The 24,507-nt window shown below is 71.6% G+C and carries 15 protein-coding genes; all 15 read left to right on the top strand.

The genetic code is table 11. From position 1 onward, the window contains the following. Positions 1–16 precede the first annotated feature (16 nt). Positions 17–1,993 carry an ATP-binding protein gene (locus AB8O64_RS01490; protein ID WP_370417403.1) on the top strand — a complete coding sequence of 659 codons (1,977 nt, stop codon included), beginning with the start codon at positions 17–19 and terminating at the stop codon, positions 1,991–1,993. Between the two features lie 32 nt (positions 1,994–2,025). After that, positions 2,026–2,340, top strand: coding sequence for a hypothetical protein (locus AB8O64_RS01485; RefSeq protein WP_370417401.1), 315 nt, complete (start codon positions 2,026–2,028; stop codon positions 2,338–2,340). Continuing rightward, a complete protein-coding gene (locus AB8O64_RS01480; RefSeq protein ID WP_370417400.1) occupies positions 2,337–8,501 on the top strand; it encodes a DUF4157 domain-containing protein in 6,165 nt (2,054 codons plus the stop codon). Before AB8O64_RS01485 ends, AB8O64_RS01480 begins: the two co-directional genes overlap by 4 nt. Then, complete coding sequence (locus tag AB8O64_RS01475; protein WP_370417399.1) at positions 8,485–9,120, top strand: hypothetical protein; 636 nt, start codon at positions 8,485–8,487, stop codon at positions 9,118–9,120. Before AB8O64_RS01480 ends, AB8O64_RS01475 begins: the two co-directional genes overlap by 17 nt. Beyond that, complete coding sequence (locus AB8O64_RS01470) at positions 9,117–9,767, top strand: hypothetical protein (protein WP_370417398.1); 651 nt, start codon at positions 9,117–9,119, stop codon at positions 9,765–9,767. The genes AB8O64_RS01475 and AB8O64_RS01470 overlap by 4 nt, the downstream gene beginning before the upstream one ends. Further along, on the top strand, positions 9,767–10,132 hold the full coding sequence (locus tag AB8O64_RS01465) for a hypothetical protein (RefSeq protein ID WP_356454242.1): 366 nt from the start codon (positions 9,767–9,769) through the stop codon (positions 10,130–10,132). The genes AB8O64_RS01470 and AB8O64_RS01465 overlap by 1 nt, the downstream gene beginning before the upstream one ends. Then, a complete protein-coding gene (locus tag AB8O64_RS01460) occupies positions 10,125–11,267 on the top strand; it encodes a hypothetical protein (RefSeq protein WP_370417397.1) in 1,143 nt (380 codons plus the stop codon). The genes AB8O64_RS01465 and AB8O64_RS01460 overlap by 8 nt, the downstream gene beginning before the upstream one ends. A gap of 97 nt (positions 11,268–11,364) precedes the next feature. Next, positions 11,365–11,880 (top strand): phage baseplate assembly protein V, encoded by a 516-nt coding sequence (locus AB8O64_RS01455; RefSeq protein ID WP_370417395.1) that lies wholly within the window; start codon positions 11,365–11,367, stop codon positions 11,878–11,880. Positions 11,881–11,895: 15 nt separating this feature from the next. Further along, entirely contained in the window at positions 11,896–12,228 is a 333-nt protein-coding gene (locus tag AB8O64_RS01450; RefSeq protein WP_365205150.1) for a hypothetical protein, read from the top strand. Further along, positions 12,225–12,644 carry a GPW/gp25 family protein gene (locus tag AB8O64_RS01445; protein ID WP_370417394.1) on the top strand — a complete coding sequence of 140 codons (420 nt, stop codon included), beginning with the start codon at positions 12,225–12,227 and terminating at the stop codon, positions 12,642–12,644. The genes AB8O64_RS01450 and AB8O64_RS01445 overlap by 4 nt, the downstream gene beginning before the upstream one ends. Beyond that, the gene (locus AB8O64_RS01440; RefSeq protein ID WP_370417393.1) at positions 12,644–15,838 is read left to right on the top strand and encodes a putative baseplate assembly protein; all 3,195 of its coding nucleotides are present in this window, start codon (positions 12,644–12,646) and stop codon (positions 15,836–15,838) included. The genes AB8O64_RS01445 and AB8O64_RS01440 overlap by 1 nt, the downstream gene beginning before the upstream one ends. Beyond that, on the top strand, positions 15,835–19,737 hold the full coding sequence (locus AB8O64_RS01435) for a putative baseplate assembly protein (protein ID WP_370417392.1): 3,903 nt from the start codon (positions 15,835–15,837) through the stop codon (positions 19,735–19,737). The genes AB8O64_RS01440 and AB8O64_RS01435 overlap by 4 nt, the downstream gene beginning before the upstream one ends. Beyond that, positions 19,734–21,950: a hypothetical protein gene (locus AB8O64_RS01430; RefSeq protein ID WP_370417390.1), complete on the top strand. Its 2,217-nt coding sequence runs from the start codon at positions 19,734–19,736 to the stop codon at positions 21,948–21,950. Before AB8O64_RS01435 ends, AB8O64_RS01430 begins: the two co-directional genes overlap by 4 nt. A 46-nt stretch (positions 21,951–21,996) precedes the next feature. After that, positions 21,997–23,517, top strand: coding sequence for a DUF6519 domain-containing protein (locus AB8O64_RS01425; protein WP_370417389.1), 1,521 nt, complete (start codon positions 21,997–21,999; stop codon positions 23,515–23,517). Between the two features lie 63 nt (positions 23,518–23,580). Then, positions 23,581–24,456, top strand: a complete 876-nt coding sequence (locus AB8O64_RS01420; protein WP_370417387.1) for a peptidoglycan-binding protein — start codon at positions 23,581–23,583, stop codon at positions 24,454–24,456. Positions 24,457–24,507 lie beyond the last annotated feature (51 nt).

The following is a 24,507-nucleotide window of genomic DNA, read 5'->3' as shown; positions in this document are numbered from 1 at the left end:
CACGTCGGGGGAGGACATGAACGAGCGGCACGGCGCACACCAGCGGGCGCTCGCCGCCGCCGTGGAGGCGGTCCTCCGACGCCTGGACGCGCACGCCTCCGCGCGTCCCCGCGCCGGGACCCGCACCACCCCGGACGCACCGACCGGCGAACCCGCCGACGGAGATGCGGGATCCGCGCCCGCCCCGGCGAGCGGCGTCCCGTCCTTCGACGCCCTGGCGGTCGTCGTCTCCTGCCTCGGTCTCACCCCCTTCGAACGCGATGTGCTGGTCCTCGCCGCCGCGGCCGAGACCGACCCGACCACCGGCCCCCGCTGCGCCGCCGCCTGCGGCGACCCGGCCCGCCCCCACCCCACCTTCGCCCTCGCCCTCGCCGCCCTCGACGACCCGCACTGGAGCGCGCTGACCCCCGTCGGGCCGCTACGCCGCTGGCGGCTGATCGAGCTCGACGACGACACCTCACCGACGACGTCACGCTTACGCCTGGACGAACGCATCCTGCACTTCCTGGTCGGCGTGCCCTACCTGGACGTACGCCTGCACGGACTGCTCAGGCACCGGGCTCCCGGCCGGGAGGAGCTGCCCCCCGGCCACCAGGACGCCGCAGAGAGCATCGCCCGCGCCTGGACCGGCGCAGAGCTCGACGGGCCACCGCACACCGAACTCGTCGGCGCGGACCGCGCCACCCGCTGGGACATCGCCGCCACCGCCGCCGACCGCGCGGGCCTGTCCCTGTACACCGCCTCCGCGGACGACCTGCCCACCGAGCCCGCCGAACGGGACCGGCTCGCCCGGCTCTGGCAGCGCGAAGCCATCCTGCTGCCGGCGGCCCTCCTGATCGAGGGCGGCGACCGGGCGGGCGAACACCGCGGCGCGGCCGAGGCCTTCCTCGCCGAGCTGCCCGTACCCGTGATCGTCTCCAGCGACGAACCCCAGCCGGGCCTCACGGCCCGCCGCGAACGGGTCATCGCCCAGCCCCTCACCCCCGACGAGCAACTGCGGCTGTGGACAGGGGCGCTCGAAGGCGTCGCGGGCGTCCGGGAACAGGACGTACGCGACCTCGTCGCCCAGTTCTCGCTGCCCGCCCATGTCATCCGCTCGGCGGGAGCGGCGGTGCGCCGGGCCCCCGAGGGCGACGCCAAGAAGCTGGCGTGGCGCGCGGGCCTGGCCGAGGCACGCATGTCCCTGGACGAGCTCGGCCGCCGGATCGAACCCCGCGCCGGATGGGAGGACCTCGTCCTCGCCGACCGCCAGCGCGAGGCGTTGAGAGAAGCCGTGGCCCACGTGCGGCGCCGCGCCACCGTCTACCAGGAGTGGGGCTTCGAGGCGGTGCTGCGACGCGGCCTCGGGGTGACCGCCCTGTTCGCCGGGGGGTCGGGAACGGGCAAGACACTCGCCGCCGAGGTCGTCGCGGGCGAGCTGGGCGTCGACCTGTTCGTCATCGACCTCTCCCAGATCGTCAGCAAGTACATCGGCGAGACCGAGAAGAACCTGCGGAGGGTCTTCGACGCCGCCGAGCGCGGCGGCGCCCTGCTGCTCTTCGACGAGGCCGACGCGCTGTTCGGCAAGCGCAGCGAGGTCAAGGACAGCCACGACCGCTACGCCAACCTCGAAGTCAGCTATCTGCTGATGCGGATGGAGGCGTACCGAGGACTGGCCATCCTGACCACCAACATGAAGCAGGCACTCGACCAGGCGTTCATGCGCCGGATCCGCTTCATCGTCGACTTCCCCTTCCCCGGGGTGCCGGAGCGGGCCGAGATCTGGCGCCGGGTCATCCCCCGGCAGACACCGAGCGAGGACCTGGACCCGGAGCGGCTGGCCCAGCTCACCGTGGCGGGTGGCTCCATCAGGAACATCGCCCTGTCGGCGGCGTTCCTCGCCGCCGACGAGGGCAGCCCGCTGCGGATGCGGCACATGCTGGCCGCCGCGCGTACCGAGTACGTGAAGTTGGAGCGCTCGCTGACCCCGTCGGAGGTACGCGGATGGGTGTGAGGGATCCGGGCCGCGATCCGGGGCGTGATCATTTGGGGCGCGATCGTCCGGGGCGGGTTCATGTCGAGATCGGCGAGCTGGCGCTGCACGGTTTCGAGCACGTCGACCACGAACGCGTCGCCGAAGCCTTCCGGCACGAACTCCACCGGCTGGTCCGGGACCGCGGTGTCCCGATCGCCGGGGACACCGGCGTCCGTCTGGACCTCGTCCGCGGCCTGCCACCGCTGCCGGCCACCACCTCCCCGCACCGGTTGGGCGCGGCCCTGGCGCGCGCGGTGCACGCCGGTCTGACGGGTAGGGGCGACGCGGGCGCGAGGCGTACGGATGCCGGGGGGCGGGGCGCATGAGCCGGGTCCAGGTGTCCGCCGGGCACCAGCAGGCGAACGAGGCCGCTTCGCAGCAGCGCAAGCGCAAGGCCCGTGCGCCCAAGGCCCGCACCCCGGAACCCAAAGAGATCATCACCGGCGCCGGACAGCCGCTCGACCTGGGCCTGCGCCGCGAGCTGGAGGAGCGGCTCGGCCACGACTTCAGCCGCGTCCGTGTCCACACCGACCGTGACGCGGCTCTGCTGACCGATCTGCTGGGCGCGGACGCCGTCACGGTGGGCGAGGACGTCTTCTTCGCCGAGGGAAGGTTCCGGCCGGGAACGGAGGACGGCCGACGGCTGGTCGCCCACGAACTGCTGCACACCGTCCAGGCGCCGCACCCTCTGGGCGCGCTGAAGGCGGGCCGCGACCTCGGCGCGGTCAGCATGCCGCAGGACGCGGTGGAACGGCAGGCCGAGGACGGAGCCCGCTCGGAGAGCCCGCGCCCGGAGGTGACGCGGAACGCCACACCGGGCTGGCTGCGGTACGCACGGGTGCGCGCCGACCAGTTCCGCACCGAGCTGCTGGACCCGGCGACGCTGGTGGACCGCCTCACGGCGGGCATCCTCCGCTCGCTGCGCGGCGACCCGACGGACGCGACCGGGCGGGTACGGCAGCAACTGACGCGTTTCGCACCGGAGTTGAAGGCGTCGGTACTGGAAAGGCTCTCCCTCCGCCTGCCGTCGTCGGACCATGAGCGGCTGCTGGAACTGGTGGAGCGGAGCGAACGCGGCCCGGCGGAGACGGACGCGGGAGTGATCCCGGGGCCGGTGACGGAGCCGACGCACGAACCGGTCGAGGAGTCCGACGTCCCTCCGAAGGATCTGCCGAAGGACCCGGCGGGGGAGAAGGACGAGGACGAGCCGAAGCCCGAAGAAGAGGAGAAAGGCAAGGAGAAAGGCAAGGAGAAAGGCAAGGGGAAGGGGAAAGAGGAGAAAGAGAAGGAGAAGTCCGAGGAGGAGGCGGAGGAGGAACCGCCCGCCAAGGACAAGGAGCCCGAGCCCGGGCAGACAGGCCCGGCCGGAACCGAGCGTCCCCAAGAGGCCACCGTCGGCGCCACCGCCGGGGCGGTGGGGGGCGCCGAACCACCCACGGCGACTGCCGCCGCGCAGGCCCCCGGTGCGCCCGAGCAGCAGCGCATGGCCGGGCAGCGCCGCCCTGCCGAGGGCTCCAGGCCCAAGGCCGTCGACCGGCGCCAGGACCAGCAGCCCGGAGCGGCCCGCCCTGAGCAGGTGGACAAGCTCGCCGGTGCGAAGGACAGTCCGCTGGCCCGGCACGGCCTGCTCGACGACGAGAAGGGCACGGCGGTGGACGAGCCGCTGGGCGTGGAGGCGGAGGCCGAGAAGGAAGTCGAGACCCCGAAGGACGAGGAGCCGGAGGCCGCCAAGCCGGCCGGCCCGGAGCTGCGTCCGGAGGACTTCGTCCCGAGTACCGATCTCGATGTCTCGTCCGTACCGACCGCCGACCGGCTTGATATCTCCGCGGGCGGACCGGCCGCGCAGGAAGCACCCTCGTTCCCCGAGCCGCCGCGCACCAAGGCCGACGAGATCCAGCAGGACCGGGAGAACGAGGCGGAGGAGGAACCCGAGGAGGCACCCGAACCGCCCGCTCCCCGACAAGCCGAGGCCGACCGGCCCGCACCGGCACCCGAGGCCGATGCCTCGGCCCGGCGTGAGGCCGACCGGGAGGCGGAGAGCCGCACGGCGCGGGATCTCCAGCCGGACAAGCCGGTCGAGCAGGAAGTCGGACCTGACCCGGAGGCGGGGGGGCCCGAGGCGGGCCGGCTGGGCCCGGAGACGGATCAGGAGGCGGTGCCCGAGCTCTCCCACAGCGACGGCCCCGGGCGGCAGAACGTCGAACCGGCAGCCGCCGAGGCCCCGTCGGCGGATGTGCGTGGCCGCTCCGAGCGGGGGGCCCGCCCGGGCCCGGGCGGGCCAGGGCCCTCGGACGCCGCCGGAGCGCCCGGCGCCATGGCGGAAACCGAGGAGCCCGGCCCGGGTCTCGGTGCCATGGGTCCCGCCGCGGAGCAGTCCGAGGCACCCGGCGCCCTGGGTGCCCCCGGTGCGCAGGCCGGTCCGGATGCCTCCATGGAGGCGGGCGGTGGCGCCTGCGCCGGCGCCCCGCAGCCCACCACCGAGGAGGCCGGTGGCGGTGAGGGCGGCTGTGGCGGCGGTGGCGCGGGCGGCAAGGAGAAGGAGGCGGAGAAACCTGCACCTCCCGACGTCTCCGGCCAGGACCCCCAGAGCGCCCTCGCCACGGCCGGCACCCTGCCGCCCGACCAGATGGTGCCCACGCTCGACGGCGTCGACGGGGCGGTGGACCGCTCCGTCGGCGAGCAGCACGCCGCCCTGGAGGCCAACGCTCCCACCGCGCAACGCCCTTCGGGTGCCCCGCGCACGCTCTCCGGTACGCCGGAGGAGGCGGTACCCGCCCAGCAGGTCACCGAACGCGTCGAGCGGGAAGGCGCTGAGGGCGGCAAGGAGCAGAAGAAGGCCGACGGAGAGAAGGTCGGGGGACAGAACCCGGCGGCCGACGTGTCCCGCCCCAACGTCGCGGATGACGCGGCGAACCAGGTGACCGCGCAGGACGTCCAGAACATGCAGCACGCGGTGGGCGAGGTACCCACCTCGGACCCGTCCCTCAACACCACCGTGGGCACGGCGCCCAAGGTGCAGCTCACCGGGGAGAGCGACCCCCGGCGCACCGACAAGCAGGCCGAGAACCTCAAGGCCTCGTCGGCAAAGATCCTCGGCGTCGGCCGCGAGGACGCGGCCAAGCCGATGGGCGAGGACCAGATCTACCCGGACGTGCCCGGGGAGACGCTCCGGGGCGACGTACCAGGGGGCGGCGGCGGGGCGGGCGGGCGGCGCCGGGCCGGCGCGGCAGTCGCGGCCAAGCCGGGCGTGGCCGTCGTCGCCCAGCAGGAGCGGGGCCCGCAGATCCAGGCCGCGGTCGGCCAGGGCCAGGGCCGCATGGGCCAGGAGCAGTCCCAGCAGAAGCAGGCCGAGGCCGAGGAGCGCCGCGCGAGCCAGGAAGCCCAGGACCAGGCCGTCGCCGAGAACGCCGAAGCCCAGGCGGGCGAGCGCGGCCAGGCCGCCGAGCAGGTGCGGGCCGAGCGCACGCAGTGGCAGTCGGAGCAGGACGAGGAGATCGGCCGGGCCGACACCGACGCGGCGAAGGAACACGGCGACAAGAACAAGGAGATCGACACCAAACGCACCGACACGGACAAGGACGTCGGCAAGCGCCAGGACGGGGACAACCAGAAGATCCAGGACAACCGGAAGGAGGCGGAGGAGAAGGCCCGTAAGGAGAAGGAACGCAAGAAGGAGGAGTCCTCCGGCTGGTGGGGCTGGGTCAAGTCCAAGGTGAAGGCGGCCTTCGACGCGCTGCTGAGCGTGGTCACCGGGATCTTCGACTTCTTCCGCAAGATCGTCAACGGGATCATCGAGAAGTTCCGGGAGTTCGCCAACTGGGCGATCGAGCAGGCCAGGAAGTTCGCGGTCGAGCTGATCAAGAAGCTCGCGGACGCGCTGATCGCCATCGGTGACGTTTTGCTGGCGGCGTTTCCCGAACTGCGGGAGAAGTTCCGCAACAAGATCCGTCAGTGGCGTGACCAGGCGATAGCCAAGGTCAACAAGTGGGCGGACAAGCTCAAGGCAGCCGTCAACAAGCTCCTCGACGTGCTGGCCGCCGGCCTGAACAAGCTGCTGAACCTGCTGGAGAAGGGCCTCAAGGCCGCGATCGCGATGGTCCGCGACGCGGTGGTGGCCGCCATCGACTTCGCACAGAAGGCGATCGCGATGCTGGGCCAGTTCGCGGCACTGGTCGCGGACATCGCCCCGGACCCGGGCGGTTGGCTGTCGAAACTGGGCACGGCAGCCAAGGAGGGCATCCAGAACCACCTGTGGGGCGCCGTGAAGACGGCGGTGAAGTCGTGGTTCAACGAGAAGGTCGAGTCGGTGCTCGGCTTGGGCAAGACCATCATCAACGTCCTGGTCAAGGGCTGCGTCTCGATGGCCCAGATCGGACGGATGGCCTGGCAGGCGCTGGTCCAGTCGCTGCCCGCGATCATCATCTCGATCGTGGTGGAGAAGGTCGTCTCGATGATCGTGCCGGCCGCCGGGGCGATCATGACGATCATTCAGGGCCTGATGGCGGCCTGGGGCACGATCAGCAAGATCATCGCCGCGTTCGGCAAATTCTTCGGCTTCCTCAAGGCGGTCAAGAGCGGCGTAGGAGCGGCTTGCCTGTTCGCCCAGGCGGTCGCGGCGGGCGTGGTCGCGCTCCTCGAATTCATCACCAACTTCCTGCTGAGCCGCCTGAAGCTGGCGGCGAAGGGGGTCGGTGGGCGGCTCAAGGCGATGGCCCAGAAGATCATGAAGGGCCTGGCGAAGGCGACGAAGGGCCCACGGAAGGCGGCGGGGGCCGCCGTCAATCGCGCGAAGGCCGCGCTGACCCGTGCCGGCCAGGCTCTTACGGGGCGCGGTCGCCGTCGCCCGACGGCGAAACCGGTCCGTCGCCCGGCTTCCCCCACGAAGCCGGCCACCACCCACCGGCCCCCGGAGCGGCTGGCGTCCCGCCCGGCCGCCCCCAAGCCCAAGCGGTCGACGGGCCGCCGCCCCGGCCCGTCGCTTGCGGGCCGCGCCCTGAACGGGGCGAAGGCCGCGGTCAAGGGCGCGCTGAAGAAGGTCGGCAACGCGGCGAAGGCGCTGGGGCGCAAGCTCAAGAACAGCCGGGTGGGCAAGGCGCTCACGAACGGTGCGAAGAAGATCCGCGAGGCGTTCGCGCGGCAGCGGGACCGCTTGCGGGACCGCTTCAACAGGCGCAAGCAGCAGCGAGACGAACGCCATAGGCGGGAAAATTCTCAGCAGAGCAAGCAGAACCGTCTCAAGGTCATCGTGGCGCGCATCCGTCCCAGGCTCCAGCGCCTGCTGAACCGAGGCGTTCCCATCCGGTCCTTCCGCTTCCTGCTTCCTGTGCTACGGGCTTGGTACCGGCTCACTCGCTTGGAAAAGGCAGGTGCTGCTGCTTTCCAAGTCCTGGCCGTGCTCAACCCGCAAGAAAGGGCGGTCGATGGAATCGATGTCGACATCGCCGACCGCCTGCTGCTCATGATCAATCGCATCGGTGAGGAGTATCGGACCCGGGCTCTCGCCGAACAAGGAGGCGTCGTACCCCGGCCTGCAGCTGCACGAGTCGACTCGCCGGAGCTGGAGCAGCGGATAAGCCCTCGGAACATGGAGCGGCGGCAGACATCCGACCGGTACCCCATCGCTGAGGGAGGCACCTCCTACCAGGCTTCGGGCATGGTCCAGTCGATTCCACCTCGGCAGAGCGCGAATTTCTCCAGCTATGTGGAATACCAGGACCAGGGAGGAGCGGCGGCGAGTGTCCGCAGGGACCAGGGCCCGAACTACGCTGGAACGCTGCTACAGGAAGACCAGGTCGTCCACTGGACCTCTGCAGAAGGCGGGGAGATGAGGTCCCAGGCTCTAAAGCATGAGGAATTCACCCAGGTGCTGAGCTCACAGTGGACGGCGGATCAACGCCGGGCGTTGGCCGGTGAGGCATTGTCCGTCGTAGGTGGTCGAACCCCTCGAGGGCCACACCGGCAGAACTCCGCAGAGTTCGTCCAATGGTTCTTCGAAATCGAGGGCGGTCGTGATCCGGCGATGTTCCCGTTGACGACCATGGGGCTCGACATGGCTGTGCGCGGACGAGGGCGGCTCACGCTCCCGGGTGAAGCTGTCGACTACTCAGACCTGCTTCAGTTCGCCCGAGACTTCCCCATGCGAGAGGTGAAGGCGAAGAAGATACGGCGCGATCTGGGACGGCACCTGGCAAGCGTCCAGAAATTTTGGCAGAACCCCTTCACCGCTCGTGGGAGTGCTCGTAGGCGCCCCTTGGTCAACACCGATTCACTTAGTGGGCAGCAGAAGGCGGATATGCGGCGGCGGCAACTCCGGATATTTCGTGCCTGGCTGTCCAGTATGGATGATCTCAAGGCCTGGGCGAAGGCTATAGAGAAACTTTCCGCCGAGGATCCCAAGGTTGTGGAGAGTAAACTGGCAGAACTCGAAAAGATAGTTCGGGCTAGAATGCAAAGGCTCTGGGAACAAGGACATGGGCAATCCGAATAGGCGGGTGCGTGTAGTGGGTGGCGGCAGCAGTGAATTCGGCTCACGGCGACGTGTGCTCAAGGAGTCGAAAGGGGAGGCCGAAGTCGCGGCGTTCTGTTCGGCGCACGACTGGCCGCGAGCCCGGGAAGGTTGGCTGGATCCCGACACAAAATGGGAATACAAGATCACTTGGTCTTGTGGGCCTGCTGTTCAACTGCACTACGTAGAGGACGGGCTGGCTGGCTGTCGTTATGTTCAGACGTCCAGTACGAACTCCGCCCTGCTGGCAACCTATGTCGAAATGGCGGACGAGGAACTGTCCTTCTGGAGTCGGGGGGAGTTGTTGCGTGATGTGGACGACAGCGCAGATCCCCTGAGTAAAGGGCGCGGACTCATCCGCATGGGTGTCGGTGCTCCGATCGGCGAGGACCCCGAGGTCATCACGCGCATCCAATGCGGACTTCGGAACAGCGCTCGGGAAGTGAGGGACATGTCCATCCTGGCGGCCTTCTATGCGAAATACCCCCAACTTCGCACGACTCTACGGGAGGTCGCAGAGGAGGACCAGGACGGGGAACTGAGGTTGAGGGCCCGCGCGATTCTCGAAGCCTACGACACTCTCGGGGTGAGACAGCCATGACCCGCTACGCCGACCTCGCCAAACCCATCCGCTCCGGAATCGTCATCATCGACCCCCAACGCGGAACCCCCCGCGGCATCATCGTCCTCCAATTCAACCCCGACTCCCTGGAGCGCTCCCTCACCCCCCAAGGCGCCGGCGCCGAAGGGGCCGGGGACCGGACCGAGGCGTTACGGCTCAAGGGGCCCGCCGCCGAGACGTGGAAGTTCACGGCGGAGATCGACGCCACCGATCAGATGGAGCTGCCCGTCCCGCAGGGGATCCAGCCTCAGCTGGCCGCGCTGGAAACGTTGCTGCACCCGGCGAGCGCACTGCTGCGGCGCAATCAAAGCCTCGCATCCCTGGGGACGTTGGAGATCACGCCGATCGAGGCGCCGCTGACCCTGTTCACCTGGGGGCGCAGCCGCGTGCTTCCCGTTCGGCTGACCGAGCTCACCATCACCGAGGAAGCCTTCGATGTCGAGCTCAACCCCATCCGGGCCTCGGTCGGGATCGGGCTGCGGGTGCTGACCGTCAATGATCTGCCCACCGGGCATCGCGGTGCGGAGCTCTACCTCGCGCATCTCGCGCAGAAGGAGCAGCTCGTCGGGCCCGCGGCCGGCGGGAACCGCAGTGCCCTCGGGCTCGGGAACGCAGGGGGTTTCTGATGACTTATGACACCGGGAACGGCCACACTCCGGACGCGATACCCGCGCCCTCGTCCTACCCCCGCTCCAGCCGCTACCACGGCATACCCGTCGCCGTGCACACCGAAGCCGACGGCCGGCAGACCCCCTACCTCAGGCGGCGTCTGCTGCCCGACCCCGCCCGGCTGAGCACGCTCACCGAGCACACCGTCAGCGTCGGCGACCGGGCGGACCTGCTCGCGTACCGCTACCTCGGCAGCGCCGAGCAGTGGTGGCAGATCGCCGACGCCAATCCCGTCGTCGACCCGGGGGAGCTGACCCGGACACCGGGGCGCAGGCTCAAGATCGCCCTTCCGGCGGGCGTGCCCGGAGCCGCGAATGGTTGACGCCCCGGTCACCGCCGGACCGATCCGGCTGACCCTGATGATGGGGCCCCGGATCCCCGTGCCCGTGCCCCAGCCGGTCACCGACGCCCTGCTGTCCGCCCAGGTCACCGTGGCCAGCGGGCAACGCAGCGGGTTCCAGCTGGCGTTCGACCTGTCGAAGAACGGGCTCATCAACACCGCACTGCTCCCGGGTGGGTTCTTCGATCCTGAGATCCGGGTCGTGCTCGTCGTCACCGTCCAGGGCACACCGACCGTCCTCATGGACGGAGTCCTCATCCGTCAGGAGGTCGGGGTCAGCAATCAGCCCGGTCAGTCCACCCTCACCGTCACCGGCGAGGATCTGACGGTGCTGATGGACCTGGAGGACAGGACCGGTACGGACTATCCGGCGATGTCGCCCGCCGGGCGGGTCGCCGTGATGCTGACCCGGTACGCCCAGTACGGCATCACCCCGCTGGTCGTTCCCGAGCTGATCCCGCAGATGTCGGTGCCGACCCACCGGGTGGAGGCTCAGAACGGCACCGACCTCGCCTACATCAGCGAACTGGCGAAGGCCAACGGCTATGTCTTCTACCTCGACCCGGGTCCCGTTCCAGGGATGAGCCGGGCCTACTGGGGGCCGGAAGTGCGGCTCGGCATTCCCCAGCACGCGCTCAACGTGAACATGGACGCCCTGTCCAACGTCGACCAGCTGACCTTCGCCTTCGACGGCACCGCCCGTGAGGAGCCGAGGGCGCGGGTGCAGATCCCCGCCACGAAGATCTCGACCCTGCTGCCCATCCCCGAAGTGAGCATCCTGCGGCCCCCGCTGGCCCTCAAGCCCGCACCCGCGCTGAAGAAGACGACGGTCAACGACGCCGCCAAGAAGGAAACCGGATCGGCCCTGGCCGAAACCCTCGCCAAGGCCATGGAGTCGGCCGACGCGGTATCGGGGTCCGGGCAGCTCGACGTCGTCCGTTACGGCCATGTGCTGCGCCCCCGCGAACTCGTGGGCGTACGCGGCGCGGGGATCACCTACGACGGCCTCTACTTCGTCAAGAGCGTCACCCACAACCTCCAACGAGGCTCCTACACACAGAACTTCACCCTCGCCCGCGAGGGACTGATCTCCCGCACGCCCGTCGTACGCCCGTAAACGCAAGGAACCACAAGAAGCGCAAGGGGCCACCAGAAGCACAAGGGGCCACCAGAGTTGTCAGAGCCCGACAGAGCAGGAGCACAGGAGCAGACGCATGGCCACTGAACCCACCCGCTACCTCGGCAAGTACCGGGGCACCGTGGTGAACAACACCGATCCGGAGCGGAGAGGCCGCATCACGGCCCTGGTGACGGACGTCCTCGGTGAGACGCCGTCCAACTGGGCCATGCCCTGCTTCCCGGTGGCCGGCCGGGGGATGGGGCACTACGCGGTGCCCCCGGTCGGGTCCGGGGTGTGGATGGAGTTCGAGCAGGGCAACCCCAGCGACCCCATCTGGTCCGGCTGCTGGTACGGACACGAGAGCGAACTGCCGCCGCAGGCGCTCACCGGTCTTCCCGGCGCTTCCAACCACGTCCTGCAGACGACGCTGGGCCGGCGGACCCTCGTGCTCTCCGACGACCCGGTCACCGGGATCACCCTCAAGTCCGCGAACGGCGCCTCCATCGTGATCAACGACTCCGGGATCCACATCGACAACGGCCAGGGAGCGAAGATCACGCTCATCGGCCCGACCGTGACCATCAATCAGGACGCCCTGAGCGTGACCTGAGAGGGGAGGGTTCTTTTGTCCGGGAATCTCTTGCACGTCAACGCCACGGTGACCTGTCCGCACGGCGCACGGGCCACGATCCTGCCCGCGCAGACCCGGGTCGTGGTCAGTGGCAACGTCGCCTCCTCGGTGGCCGACCTCTACACCGTCAGCGGCTGCCCCTTCACCGTGGCCAATGTGCCGCATCCGTGCGTGACGATCCGCTGGGTGGCGCCCTCCACCCGGATCAGGATCAACGGCTCGCCGGCCGTACTGCGCTCCTCGACGGGCCTGTGCCTGGCCGCCGACCAGGCGCCGCAAGGGCCGCCCAACATCTCCGTGGTCCAGCAGCGGGCGGTGGGGCGATGAACGAGCGGCGCAGGGGGATGAGCATGCGGGTCCCCGAGGCGGGGCCGCGTCGGACCGACATCGCGTTCCCGTTCCGGATCGGCAGCCGGGGACGTACCGCGGACACCGGATACGACGACCATGTGCGCGACCTCGTGGAGCAACTGCTGTTCACCAGCCCCGGCGAACGGGTGATGCGCCCCGACTTCGGCTGCGGACTGCTCGACCTGGTCTTCGCGCCGAACAGCCCCGAGCTGGGCTCCGCGCTCCAGCTGACCGTGCAGGCGGCCCTGCAGCGCTGGCTCGGTGACGTGATCGAGGTGGAGTCCCTCGAGGTGGTGAGCGAGGAGAACGTGGTGCGGGTGCACCTGGTCTATGTGGTGCGCCGGACCGGCTCGCACCGCGTCGAGGAGTTCGAAGGACGGGGAGCGGCGTGATGGGCGGGGCAACGGCGCACAACTGCGCCACGGAACGCAGACGGGACGACGTCCGGCGGGCGGAACTCAACGGCGTCGACGGGATCGAGGTGAGCGACGACGGCCGTACCCTTACCGTCACCTTCCTCGGCAAGGCGCCCTCGCCGTGCCACATCGGCCCGCAGAACATCCGCATCGACGGCGGACGCCGCGTCACGGGCATCCGCGCCGTCGAGGTGACGGTGGAGGTCGAGGAGGACCCCGAGCGCGACGACCGCATGCTGGTCACCGTCGACAAGGCCGGGGACGCCTCCCGCTACCGACTGGGCGTGGTCGAGGCCGACGCCTACGGGCGGCCGGGCGAGCAGCCGTACCGGGGCTTCGACCCGCGCTACCACCAGGCCGAGTTCGGCTTCGACCGCTCCTGTCCCACCCCCTTCGACTGCCGCAGCACAGAGCCCTGCCCGCCGGAGCCGGGGGCGCGGCCGGTCATCGACTACACCGCCCGCGACTACGAGAGCCTGCGGCGCCTGGCCCTGGACCGGATGACGCTCACCACCCCCGACTGGGCCGAGCGGCACGTCCCGGACCTCGGGGTGACGCTCGTCGAACTTCTCGCCCACACCGCCGACCGGATCAGCTACCAGCAGGACGCGGTGGCCACCGAGGCGTATCTGGACACCGCCCGGCGCAGGGTCTCCGTGCGCCGTCACGTCCGGCTCATCGACTACCCGATGCACGACGGCTGCAACGCCCGCGCGTTCGTGGCCCTGGAGGTGGACGACTGTCTGACGCTGGAGGCCGGCACCTTCCGGTTCGCCGCCGTGGACGTCAGCGGACTCCCGCCGCAGGAACGACCGGAACTGGGCACCGTCATCGCCGACGGGGAACTGGACACGATCGCCGAGAACGCCCTGGTGGAGGTCTTCGAACCGCTGGGCCGGTGCGACCTCGAACTGCGTCCGGAACACAACGCCGTGCGTCTGTGGACCTGGGGCGACGAGGAGTGCTACCTGCCCGCGGGAGCGACGGCCGCGACCCTGCGCGACGAGTGGCAGGACGGGGACGGCACGGAAGAGGCGGGGAAGGGGGACGAAGAACGGGAACGGGCCCTCGCGCTGTGCCCCGGCGACGTCCTGCTGATCGAGGAGGTGCTCGGTCCGCGCACCGGCGCCCCCGCCGACGCCGATCCGGCCCACCGCCAGGCCGTCCGGCTCACCTCGGTCACCCCTGCCGTGGACGAGCTCTACGACCAGCCCGTCGTCGAGGTGACCTGGGCCCCGGCCGACGCCCTCACCTTCCCGGTGTGCCTGTCCAGCCGCGGCGGCACCGACTGCGCGCTCCTGACGGACGTGAGCCTGGCCCGGGCGAACATCGTCCTCGTCGACCACGGCCGTTCGCTGACCCACTGCGACGGCGAGCCGGAGTGCGTTCCCGTGCCGCCCGCACCCGTCGTCGTCGCCGGGTGCGAGCCGCCCGAGTTCGGCTGTGGCGACCGCGCGGAGACCACCGGTTCCGCCGCGGCGCTGCACGACCTTCTCGACCTGACCCGGTCGGGGCACCAACTGGACCCCGACCACGTGCGTGAACTGCACCGGCTCGTGGGCGAGGCGGCCGTGGCCCGGGCCGGGCTCGACATCCACCTGGCCCCCGGCTTCGACGGCGAGGAGCAGGTCGTACCGCCCGGCGCCGACGCACAGGCCGCCGCCCTGGAGACCCTGCTCGCCCAGACCGGCTATCCGCGCCTGCCCGTGCGGTTCCGTCCCGTACTGCCGTACGCGCCCGTCACCCAGGCCACCCCCTACCCGGCCCCCGCGCACGTCGCCGCGGGCCAGGCCGATCTCCTCGCCACCCTCCCCGAGCGGCTGCGCGTACGGCTGGAGGAACTGTGGCGCCAGGTCCATGACGGCGAGGACCTGACACAGGAGCAGACGGCCGAGCTGACGGTCGTCTTCGGCGCCCGCACCCTCGACCGGTTCCAGCTGGGCCAGCGGCCCGCCCAGGCCCTGCGCGAGCTGATCGCCCGCCGCGAGCGGCTGCTCGCGGGCAAGCTGCGACGCCTCTCGGTGCTCGTGGCCCGGGCCCGCGCCGGCGGTGTGCTCGACCGGCGCACCGCCTGGGAGGTGCGGCACAGCTGGGGCGAGGAGTATGCAGACGGCCTCGACCCCGCCGACCCCCGGCTCGCCGGGCCCGCCGCCGCGACCGGCCAGGACCCCCGCTCCGCCCTGCCGGCCGTCAGCGCCGTCGGGGGACGGGGCGAGGGCGCCCGGACCGGGTGCCGCACCAGGTGGCTGCCCCGCCGCGACCTGCTTTCCAGCGGGCGCAGGGACCGTCACTTCGTCGGTGAGCTGGAGGACGACGGCAGGCTCGCCCTGCGGTTCGGCGACGGCCGGCACGGCGCCGCGCCGACTCCCGGCTCCCGGCTGGAGATCGCCTACCGGATCGGCAACGGCCCGGCGGGGAACGTCGGCGCCGAGGCCATCAACCACCTTCTCCTGTGCGGCTCCGGCTCCTGCGAGGTCACCCGGGTACGCAACCCGCTGCCCGCCGCCGGGGGCACCGCGCCCGAGTCCCTGGACGACGTCCGCCAGCTCGCCCCCCTGGCCCTGAAGCGGTCCCGGCTGCGCGCCGTCACCGCCGGGGACTACGCCGAGCTGGCTGCCCGCGTTCCCGGGGTGCAGCGCGCCGCCGCCGACATCCGCTGGACCGGCGCCGCCCAGGAGGTTCACGTGGCCGTCGACCCGCTCGGCTCCGCCGCACCCGGCACCGTCCTGCTGGAGACCGTCGGCCATGTCCTCGACGGCTACCGGCGCATCGGCCACGACGTGGTGGTCCACCCGGCCCGCCTGGTCCCGCTCGACATCTCCCTCACCGTGTGCGCCGCCCCCGGCCACCAGCGCGGGCACGTCCTCGCCGAGCTGCGCCGGGTCCTGGGCACCGGAGTGCTGCCGGACGGCCGGCCCGGCTTCTTCCACCCGGATGCCCTCACCTTCGGTGAGCCCGTCCGCGTCAGCCGGCTGGTCGCCGCGGCCGCCGCGGTACCCGGTGTGCTGAGCGTCCACGCGACCCGGCTGCGCCGGCTCCACCACCACGACGACGGTGAGCTGGAGGCCGGAGTGCTGCGGCTGGGCCCGCTGGAGATCGCCCAATGCGACAACGACCCGGACCGGCCGGAGAACGGCCGGCTCGCGATCGAGATCGGAGGCGGCCGATGAGCGGCCGATGCGACTGCGGCTGCCGGGGCACCTCGGCGGCGACACCCACCGAGGTGACGAACCCGCCCGGCCAGGACGCGATCCACTACCGGGTGGGCACCTACCGGGAGTTCCGGTCCTCCATGCTCGCCCGGCTGTCCGGCCCCGCCTACCCGGCGCTGCGCGATCTGACCGTGCGCACCCCCGACGACCCGGCGATCGGCCTCCTCGACACCTGGGCCGTCCTGGGCGACCTGCTCACCTTCTACTCCGAGCGGATCGCCAACGAGGGATATCTGCGCACCGCCACCGAGGACGGCTCCCTCACCCTGCTCGGCAGGCTCGTCGGGCACCGGCCCCGCCCCGGCGTGGCCGCGGACACCTTCCTCGCCTACACCCTCGACCGGGACCCGCGCCCCGGCCAGGAGACGCCCGTGCTGATCCCGCGCGGCGCCCGCAGCCAGAGCGTGCCGGGGCCGGGGGAGGAGCCGCAGTCCTTCGAGACCTCGGAGGAGCTGACCGCCCGCTGGTCGTGGAACGAGCTCGCCGTGCTGCGCCGCCGCCCCTACCAGGTGACGCCCGACCGGCTGGAGAAGCGCACGGAGCTGTTCGTCGCGGGTACGGCCAACAACGTGAAGCCCGGCGATCAGCTCCTGTTCGTCTTCAGCGCCGAGGAGTCCGCCCGGGACAAAAGGTTTCTGCGCACCGTTCCCCACGTGCGCATCGACCGTGAGAACGATGTGACCGCCATCGGTCTTCCCGTCGCCGCGCAGCCGTCGCTGAAGAGGCTCCGTGAGGAGCTCGGCACATGGATCGCCCCGTCGGCGAAGGACTCGCCCCACCCCCGGCCCAAGAGCAGCCGCCTCGTCGACCGGTTCGACAAGGACGTCCTCGCCCCGCTGCGCGACGACCTGGACACGCTCAAGACCGCCACCGCCTTCGCCGACCGTCTGACCCGCGACGTGGAACGGGTCCACGAGGCCGCCGAACTCGCCCGCCGGTACCAGGACATCGCCGGCTGGTTCGAGACCCTGGCCGCGAAGTTCACCGAACTGATCGGGCAGGCCCGCGCGCTGGAGCCGCCGCAGCCCGCGAAGCCGCCGGCAGGTGACGGGAAGAGCGAATCCCTCTTCGCCGGACTGCGTCTGGGGTCCGGCGCCGTGGCGGAGCACGGCGGGCAGCGGACCGCGGTGGCGGAGACGACCGGAGGGGCCAACCCGGCCTTCCGCGGTCTGGGCGCCCTGCTGCCCGCCCTGCGGACCGCGCCCGTACGGCCCCCGGCGGGCGCCCGCCACCTCGCCCGGGACCCCGAGCGCATCTACGCGCCCGGCTCCGACATCGGTGCCCAGCTGCTGGCCGCGCTCGACGCCAGGGTCCGCGACGGTCTGCACGACGCCTGGCGGCAGGCGGACCTGACCGCGCCCCTGGCGCTGGCCACGGTCCAGGTGATGAGGGCCACCGCGACGCCGTTCGGTGCCACCGCGCCCATGAAGCCCCGCTACAAGAACAACAACGAGATCGACTACTACGAGGACTGGCCGCTCAGCGGAAGCACTTCACTCGACACCACGGTCACCTACGACACGGCGGGCACCGTACCGGCGAAGATCACGTTCACCCACTCGGTCGCCGACTCCTCCTCACCGACCAAGGAGCTCACCCTCCCCGACGACGAGGAGATCAACAAGAAGGTCCCCGACGTCGGCCCCGGTGAGGTGCAGGTCAGCACCCTGCTGCCACCCCCCGAGCCGGACCCCGACCCGGCGGGCGAGCCCGGCGGGGCAGCACCGCCCCCGCCCCCGGACCCGCACAAGCTCGGCGTCCGCGCGGAACTGCTGCCCAAGCTGCCCAGGGCCACCGTTTTCGTCTCCCGGCCCAACAGCGACAACAGGGTGCTGGTCACCGTCACCGACGGGACCACCACCGTGGAATACCCCCTGGGACCCGACGAGTCCGCCCAGCAGCGGACGCTCGGCCGGCTCACGATCAACGTGGCCCGCAGGACGCCCACCGGCAAACCCTCCACCGTCAGCGTGACCATCGGCACGCAACTGGAGGTCACCGACCGGAACAAGCTGGCCCTCGACGCCGTCTACGAGGGCATCGGCCCCGGCAGCTGGGTCGCCGTCGAACGCCCCCGCAAGGGCAGCCCCGGCCAGATCCCCGGCAGCAAGGAACTCGCCCTGGTCGTCACCCGGGTCACCGGTATACGGGTCCTCTCCCGGGCCGCCTTCGGCATCACCGGCAAGGTCACCGAACTCACCCTCCAGGACGACTGGCTCGACGCCGACGACGTCTCCCTGGCGCACATCAGGGACGCCACCGTCCACGCCCGCGGCGACGCCCTGCGCCTCGCGGAGGAGACCGTCACCGAGGACGTCCACGGCAACGAGATCGAGCTGGCCGGGCTGTACGACGGGCTGGCCCCCGGCCGCTGGCTGGTCTTCAGCGGCGAGCGCACCGACATCCCCGGCACCACGGGGGTACGCGGCACGGAGCTGGCCATGGTCGCCGGCGCCCGGCAGAGCGTCGACCCCGCGTTGCCGGGCGACGCGGTGCACACCACGCTCGTGCTCACCGCGGACCTGGCCCACCGCTACCGCCGCGACACCCTGCGCATCCACGGCAACGTGGCACGGGCCACCCACGGCGCCACCCGGGACGAGCCCATCGGCAGCGGCGACGCGGGCAGGGCCCACCAGACCTTCACCCTCTGGCAGTCCCCGCTGACCTGGCTCGCCGCCGAGAACGCGCTGGGCGCGCAGAGCACCCTGGAGGTCCGGGTGGACGGGGTGCGCTGGCGGGAGGTCGACAGCCTCGCCGGACGCGGCCCGCAGGAACGTGTCTTCGTCACCGGCACCACCGGCGCGACCGACCCCGCGGACGCCACCGCCGGCCGTACCACCATCACCTTCGGCGACGGCGTGCACGGCTCGCGGCTGCCCACCGGACACGAGAACGTCCGGGCCCGCTACCGCATCGGCGTCGGCAGATCCGCCAACGTCAAGGCCGGCCGCATCACCCAGCCCACCACCCGGCCCCTCGGGGTCACCGCCGTCGTCAACCCGCTGCCCGCCACCGGCGGCGCCGACCCCGACGGCCCCGGGCTCGCCCGCCGCAACATCCCCCTGGCCGTCACCGCGCTCGACCGTCTGGTCTCCGTGGCCGACTACGAGGACTTCGCCCGCTCCCGGGCCGGCATCGGCCGCGCCAGCGCCCGGGAGATCTTCGACGGCACCCGGCGCAGCGTGCACCTGACCGTCGCCGGCGTCGACGACATCGCACTCGGCGACGACTCCGACATCGTCCGCACCCTGCGGACCTCCCTCGCCGCCCACGGCGACCCCCGGGTGCCGGTCACCGTGGCCGTACGGGAACTGGTGCTGCTCATCGTCGCGGCCAACGTCAGGGTGCACCCCGACCACTCATGGGACCTGGTCGAACCGGTGCTGCGCCGCGCACTGCTGGCCCGGCTCGGCTACCCGGCACGCGAACTCGGCCGGCCCGCGTACCTGTCGGAGGTGCTGGCGACCGCCCAGTCCGTACCGGGCGTGGACTACGTGGACGTGGACGCCTTCACCGGGGTGCCCGGCAGCCTGACCCCCGAAGGCCTGGAGAAACTGCCCGAGAGACTCAAGCGCCCTCAGGCGGTGGTCGAGTCCCGGCTCGCCGGGTACCAGGAGGACCGCTACCGGGTGTCGCCCCCGGGCCAGGAGACCACCGAGACCCTCACCGCGGTGGCCGCGAAGAACGGCATCACCGTCGCCGAACTCCTGCGGCTCAACCCCGACATCACCGACACCCGGCCGCTGCCGAAGGGCCGCACCGTGTTCGTCTTCCGCGGCATCCGCCCGGCGCAGTTCGCGCTGCTCTCCCCGGACGTGCCGGACACACTGATCCTTAAGGAGGCACGGGCGTGAACCGTGAGCCCGACGGCCTGCTGGAACTGCTCCCGCAGTGGCACCAGCTGCGCGACGCCGAGGCCGGGGAGCCGCTGCGGGCCCTGCTGGCCGTCATCGCCGAGCAGGTCGACCTGGTGCGCTCGGGCGTGGAACAGGGCTACGAGGACTGGTTCATCGAGACCTGCGCCGACTGGGCCGTGCCCTACCTCGGCGACCTCGTCGGCTACCGGATCCTGCCCGGCTACGAAGAGGTGCTGACCACCGGCCTGTCCCCGGGCGGCCCCGGCGGCGACCGGGCCGCGTCCCGGCGGCGCCTCGCCGCCCGCCTCGCCCCCCGCCGCGACGTGGCGGACACCGTCGCCAACCGGCGGCGCAAGGGCACCCTGGCGCTGCTGGAACAGCTGTCGGCGTCGGTGGCCGACTGGCCCGCCAGGGCGGTGGAGTTCTCCCGGCTGCTCGGCGCCCACCAGCCGGTGCGCCTGTTCGGGGCGGGCCAGGAAGCGGCCACCGCGACCCGGCTGACCCGGGGGCGGCTGCTCGACGTCCGCGAGGGGGCCACACTCGACCTGCTCGGCGGGGCCTTCGACGCGGCCGCGCACAGCGTCGACGTCCGACGGGCCGGATCCGCCCGTCGCCGCAGTGGATACACCCCGGCGGGCGTCGGCCTGTTCGTCTGGCGCCTGAAGCCCTACTCGGTGACCCGCGCCCCCGCGTACTGCGTCGACCGGGCCCGCAACCTCTACACCTTCTCCATCCTCGGCAACGACAGCCCCCTGGTGGCCAAGCCCGAACCCGAGCCCTCCGCCTCGCACCTGGCGACCATGGACAACGTCCCCGTCCTCATCCGCCGCCGGCAGCTCGCCGGCCGGCTCACCGACACCTACGGCCCCGGCCGCTCGTTCGCCCTCTGGCGGGACGACGACGAGGAGCCGGTGCCGCCCGCCGACATCGTCGTCGCCGATCTGTCCGACTGGACCTACCGGGCCCGGCGCGGTCAGGTCGTCGTCGACCCCGAACTCGGCCGGATCGCGTTCGGCACCCGCTGCGCGCCCCGGCACGGGGCATGGGTCAGCTACCACTACGCGTTCAGCGACGACACCGGCGGCGGGGAGTACCCGCGCGAACGCGACACACCGCCCCGGTCCACCGTCTACCGGGTCGGACCGGGCCGCCCCCACGAGCGCATCATGGACGCCTACGAACAATGGCGCTCCGACGGCGGCGCCGAGGCCGTCATCGAACTCACCCACAGCGGCGCCCACCAGGAGCAGCTGGACTTCGACCTGTCCCCCGGGGAGCGGCTCGAACTGCGCGCCGCCGAGGGCGCCCGGCCGGTGATCCGCCTGCTCGACTGGTACAGCAACCGCCCCGACGCGCTCAACATCCACGGCAACCCCGGGGACGGGCCGGCACCGCGCGTCGTCCTCGACGGCCTGCTCGTCACCGGCCGCGGCATCAACGTGACCGGCCCCGTCGGCTCCGTCGTCATCCGGCACTGCACGCTGGTACCGGGCTGGTCGCTGGAGCCGCGGTGCGAGCCGCACTCGCCGCAGGAGCCCAGCCTGGTCCTGGAGTGCACCACGGCCTGCGTACAGATCGAACGCAGCGTCCTCGGCACGATCGAGGTCGTCGGCGACGAGGCAGGCACCGACCCGCTCGAGATCCACATCGCCGACAGCGTCCTGGACGCCACCGGCTCCGACCGCGAGGCCCTCTCCGGGCCCGAGTGCCGGCACGCCCACGCCGTGCTGCACGCCCACCGCACCACGGTGATCGGGGAAGTCCACATCCACGCCGTCGACATCGCCGAGGACAGCATCTTCACCGGCCGCGTCCACACGGCCCGGCGCGGCATCGGCTGCATGCGGTTCTGCTACGTCCCGCCGGGCTCGCGCACCCCCCGCCGCTACCACTGCCAACCGGACGGGGTGCGCGCCGCCGTGCGGGAACGGGCCGACAAGGACGGGATCGACCCCGCCGACGTGCCCGGACTGCAGGACGCCGAGGCCGCCCGCGTCCGGCCGGTGTTCACCAGCCTCCGCTACGGCACCCCGGCCTACGGCCAACTGGCCGACGGCTGCGCACCGGAGATCACCCGCGGGGCCGAGGACGGCTCCGAACCGGGCGCGTTCCACGATCTCTTCCAGCCCCAGCGCGAGGACAGTCTGCGGGCCCGTCTGGAGGAGTTCTCACCGGCCGGCACCGACGCCGGGATCATCCACGTCACCTGACCCTGCCCGACGGACCCAGGGGAACGAACACAAGGGGAACGAACTCATGCACGCAGACCTCTCCCGCCTCACCTTCCGGCCCGCCAAGCACTACTCCGGTGTGCTCGCCCAGCAGGGCCGGGTCCAGCTCGACGCCGACGCCAACGAACAGGCGGCGATCACGCAACACCAGGCGCGCACCCTGGCCGCCGACCTGATCGGGCAGCACGGCGGCCCGCACGGTGCCACCGGCTTCCGCATCGACTACTGCCCGGGTGAGAACAAGCTCGACAACCTGGCCGTCCACGGCGGGCGTTACTACGTGGACGGCATCCTGTGCGACGCCGACCGGCTGCCGGCGGGGACACCGGCAGGGACTCCGGCGGGACAGGAGCCGACCACCACGCCGCGCGACGCTCCGGCCGGTGACACCGGCTCCACGGGTTCCGATGGTTCCGATGGCGGCACGGACGGGGAACAACACCCGTGCACCGACGGAACGGTCTGGACGTACTGGGACCAGCCCGACGCCTACCGGGACCCGGAGAAGCCCGCCGACCGGCTGCCCACGCAGTTCCCCTACCTCGTCTACCTCAAGGTGTGGGAGCGGACGGTCACCGCCGCCGAGGATCCCGAGATCCGGGAGGTGGCCCTCGGCGCCGCACTGCCGGACACGGCGGCCAGGATCAAGACGGTCTGGCAGGTCCTGCCGCTATCCGGCACCGACCTGGGCGCCCCGGCCAACCCGACGGCCGACCAGGTGCGTACGGCCTTCCGCACCTGGTCCGACGCACAGCGCGCGACGGCCGCGACGGCGGCGTTCCGCACCGAACGCCCGGAGCGCTCCGACGACGAGCCCTGCCTCACCCGGCCCGACCACCGCTACCGGGGCCCGGAGAACCAGCTGTACCGCGTGGAGATCCACACCGGGGGCACGGACGGGACCGCCACCTTCAAATGGTCCAGGGAGAACGGGTCCGTCGTCTTCCCCGTGGCCGCCCTGGACGGCACCTGGGTGGAGCTGGCCACCCTCGGCAACGACGACAAGCTCGACCTGGGCGCCGGGGACCGCGTGGAACTCGCCGACTCCGCCTACACCAGCCGCGGCGAGCCCGCCGATCTGCTGCGGGTCGAGGAGGTCGACCTGCCGGGCCGCCGGGTGCGACTGAGCGCCGAGCCCGGCCCGGGCACCGGCAGGCTGCCCGCCCTGCACCCCTTCCTGCGCCGCTGGGACCACCGCGCCCCCGGCGGACGCGGTACGGCCAAGCACCACCGCAACGGCGCCCTGAAGGTCGTCGAAGGCACGTGGATCGACCTGGAGGACGGGATACAGCTCTGGTTCGAACCCGGTGGCCGGTACCGGCCGGGGGACTACTGGGCCGTAGCCGCCCGCACCGCCACCGGCACGGTGGAGTGGCCCGTGGCGGCGGACAGCCGGCCACTGCTCCAGCCCCCGGCGGGCGTCGACGCGCACTACGCCCCGCTGGCGTGGGTCGTGGGCGGCGAGCGCGCGGTGACGGACCTGCGGTACACGTTCCGGCCGTTGGCCGTGCCGGTCGAGTCGGCCGGGAGCGCCTCACGGGAGTGACGTCCCGGACGACTTGTTGTTCCGCACGCGAGTACGACTTTGTACGTAGTCAAGGAGGAAGTCATGGCAAAGCCCCTGTCCGCCGACCGACTGGTCGAGGCTCTCCGTCAGGAGGGTGTGACGGTGCGGGAGCACCGCAGTTGGCGTACCCACAACCGCAACGGCAAGGGGGCGTGGGGTCCCGTGCACGGGGTGGTCATCCATCACACCGTCACCTCGGGGACGGCGGCGTCGGTCGACCTTTGCTACGACGGATATGCGGAGCTGCCCGGGCCGTTGTGCCACGGCGTCATCGCCAAGGACGGCACGGTATATCTGGTCGGCAACGGCAGATCCAACCACGCGGGACTGGGTGACGGCGACGTCCTGAACGCGGTGATCGAGGAGCGGTCGCTGCCCGCGCCCAACGAGAACAACACCGACGGCAATGCCCGCTTCTACGGCTTCGAGTGCATCAACCTCGGCGACGGGGAGGACCCATGGCCCGCCGCCCAGCTGGAAGCCATCGAGAAGGTGTCGGCGGCGATCTGCCGTGCCCACGGCTGGACCGAGCGCTCGGTGATCGGCCACAAGGAGTGGACCAACAACAAGATCGATCCCAAGGGCTTCACGATGAGCTCGATGCGCTCGCGGACAGCCGACCGCCTCAAGGGGAAGCCGGGCGGTCCGGGGCCCCAGCCGAAACCACCGCAGTACGAGCCCTTCCACGGCGCGGACTTCTTCCGCCCGGGCCGGAACAGCCCCGTCATCACCGCGATGGGCAAACGGCTGGTGGCGGAGGGATGCGGCCGTTACGAGGAAGGCCCCGGTCCTGAGTGGACCGAGGCCGACCGCAAGTCGTACGCGGCGTGGCAGCGCAAACTCGGCTACTCCGGCGCGGACGCGGACGGCACTCCCGGCAGGACGAGCTGGACGAAGCTGCGCGTGCCCAAGGTGTGAACCCCGCCCGCACGTCCTGTGGTGGCCCGGTGCCCGTGAGCACCGGGCCAC

The organism is Streptomyces sp. QH1-20, from assembly GCF_041283565.1.
Classification (GTDB): Bacteria; Actinomycetota; Actinomycetes; order Streptomycetales; family Streptomycetaceae; genus Streptomyces; species Streptomyces syringius.
The sequence above is the reverse complement of the archived record's forward strand: the minus strand, read 5'-3'. Positions and strand labels throughout refer to the sequence as shown.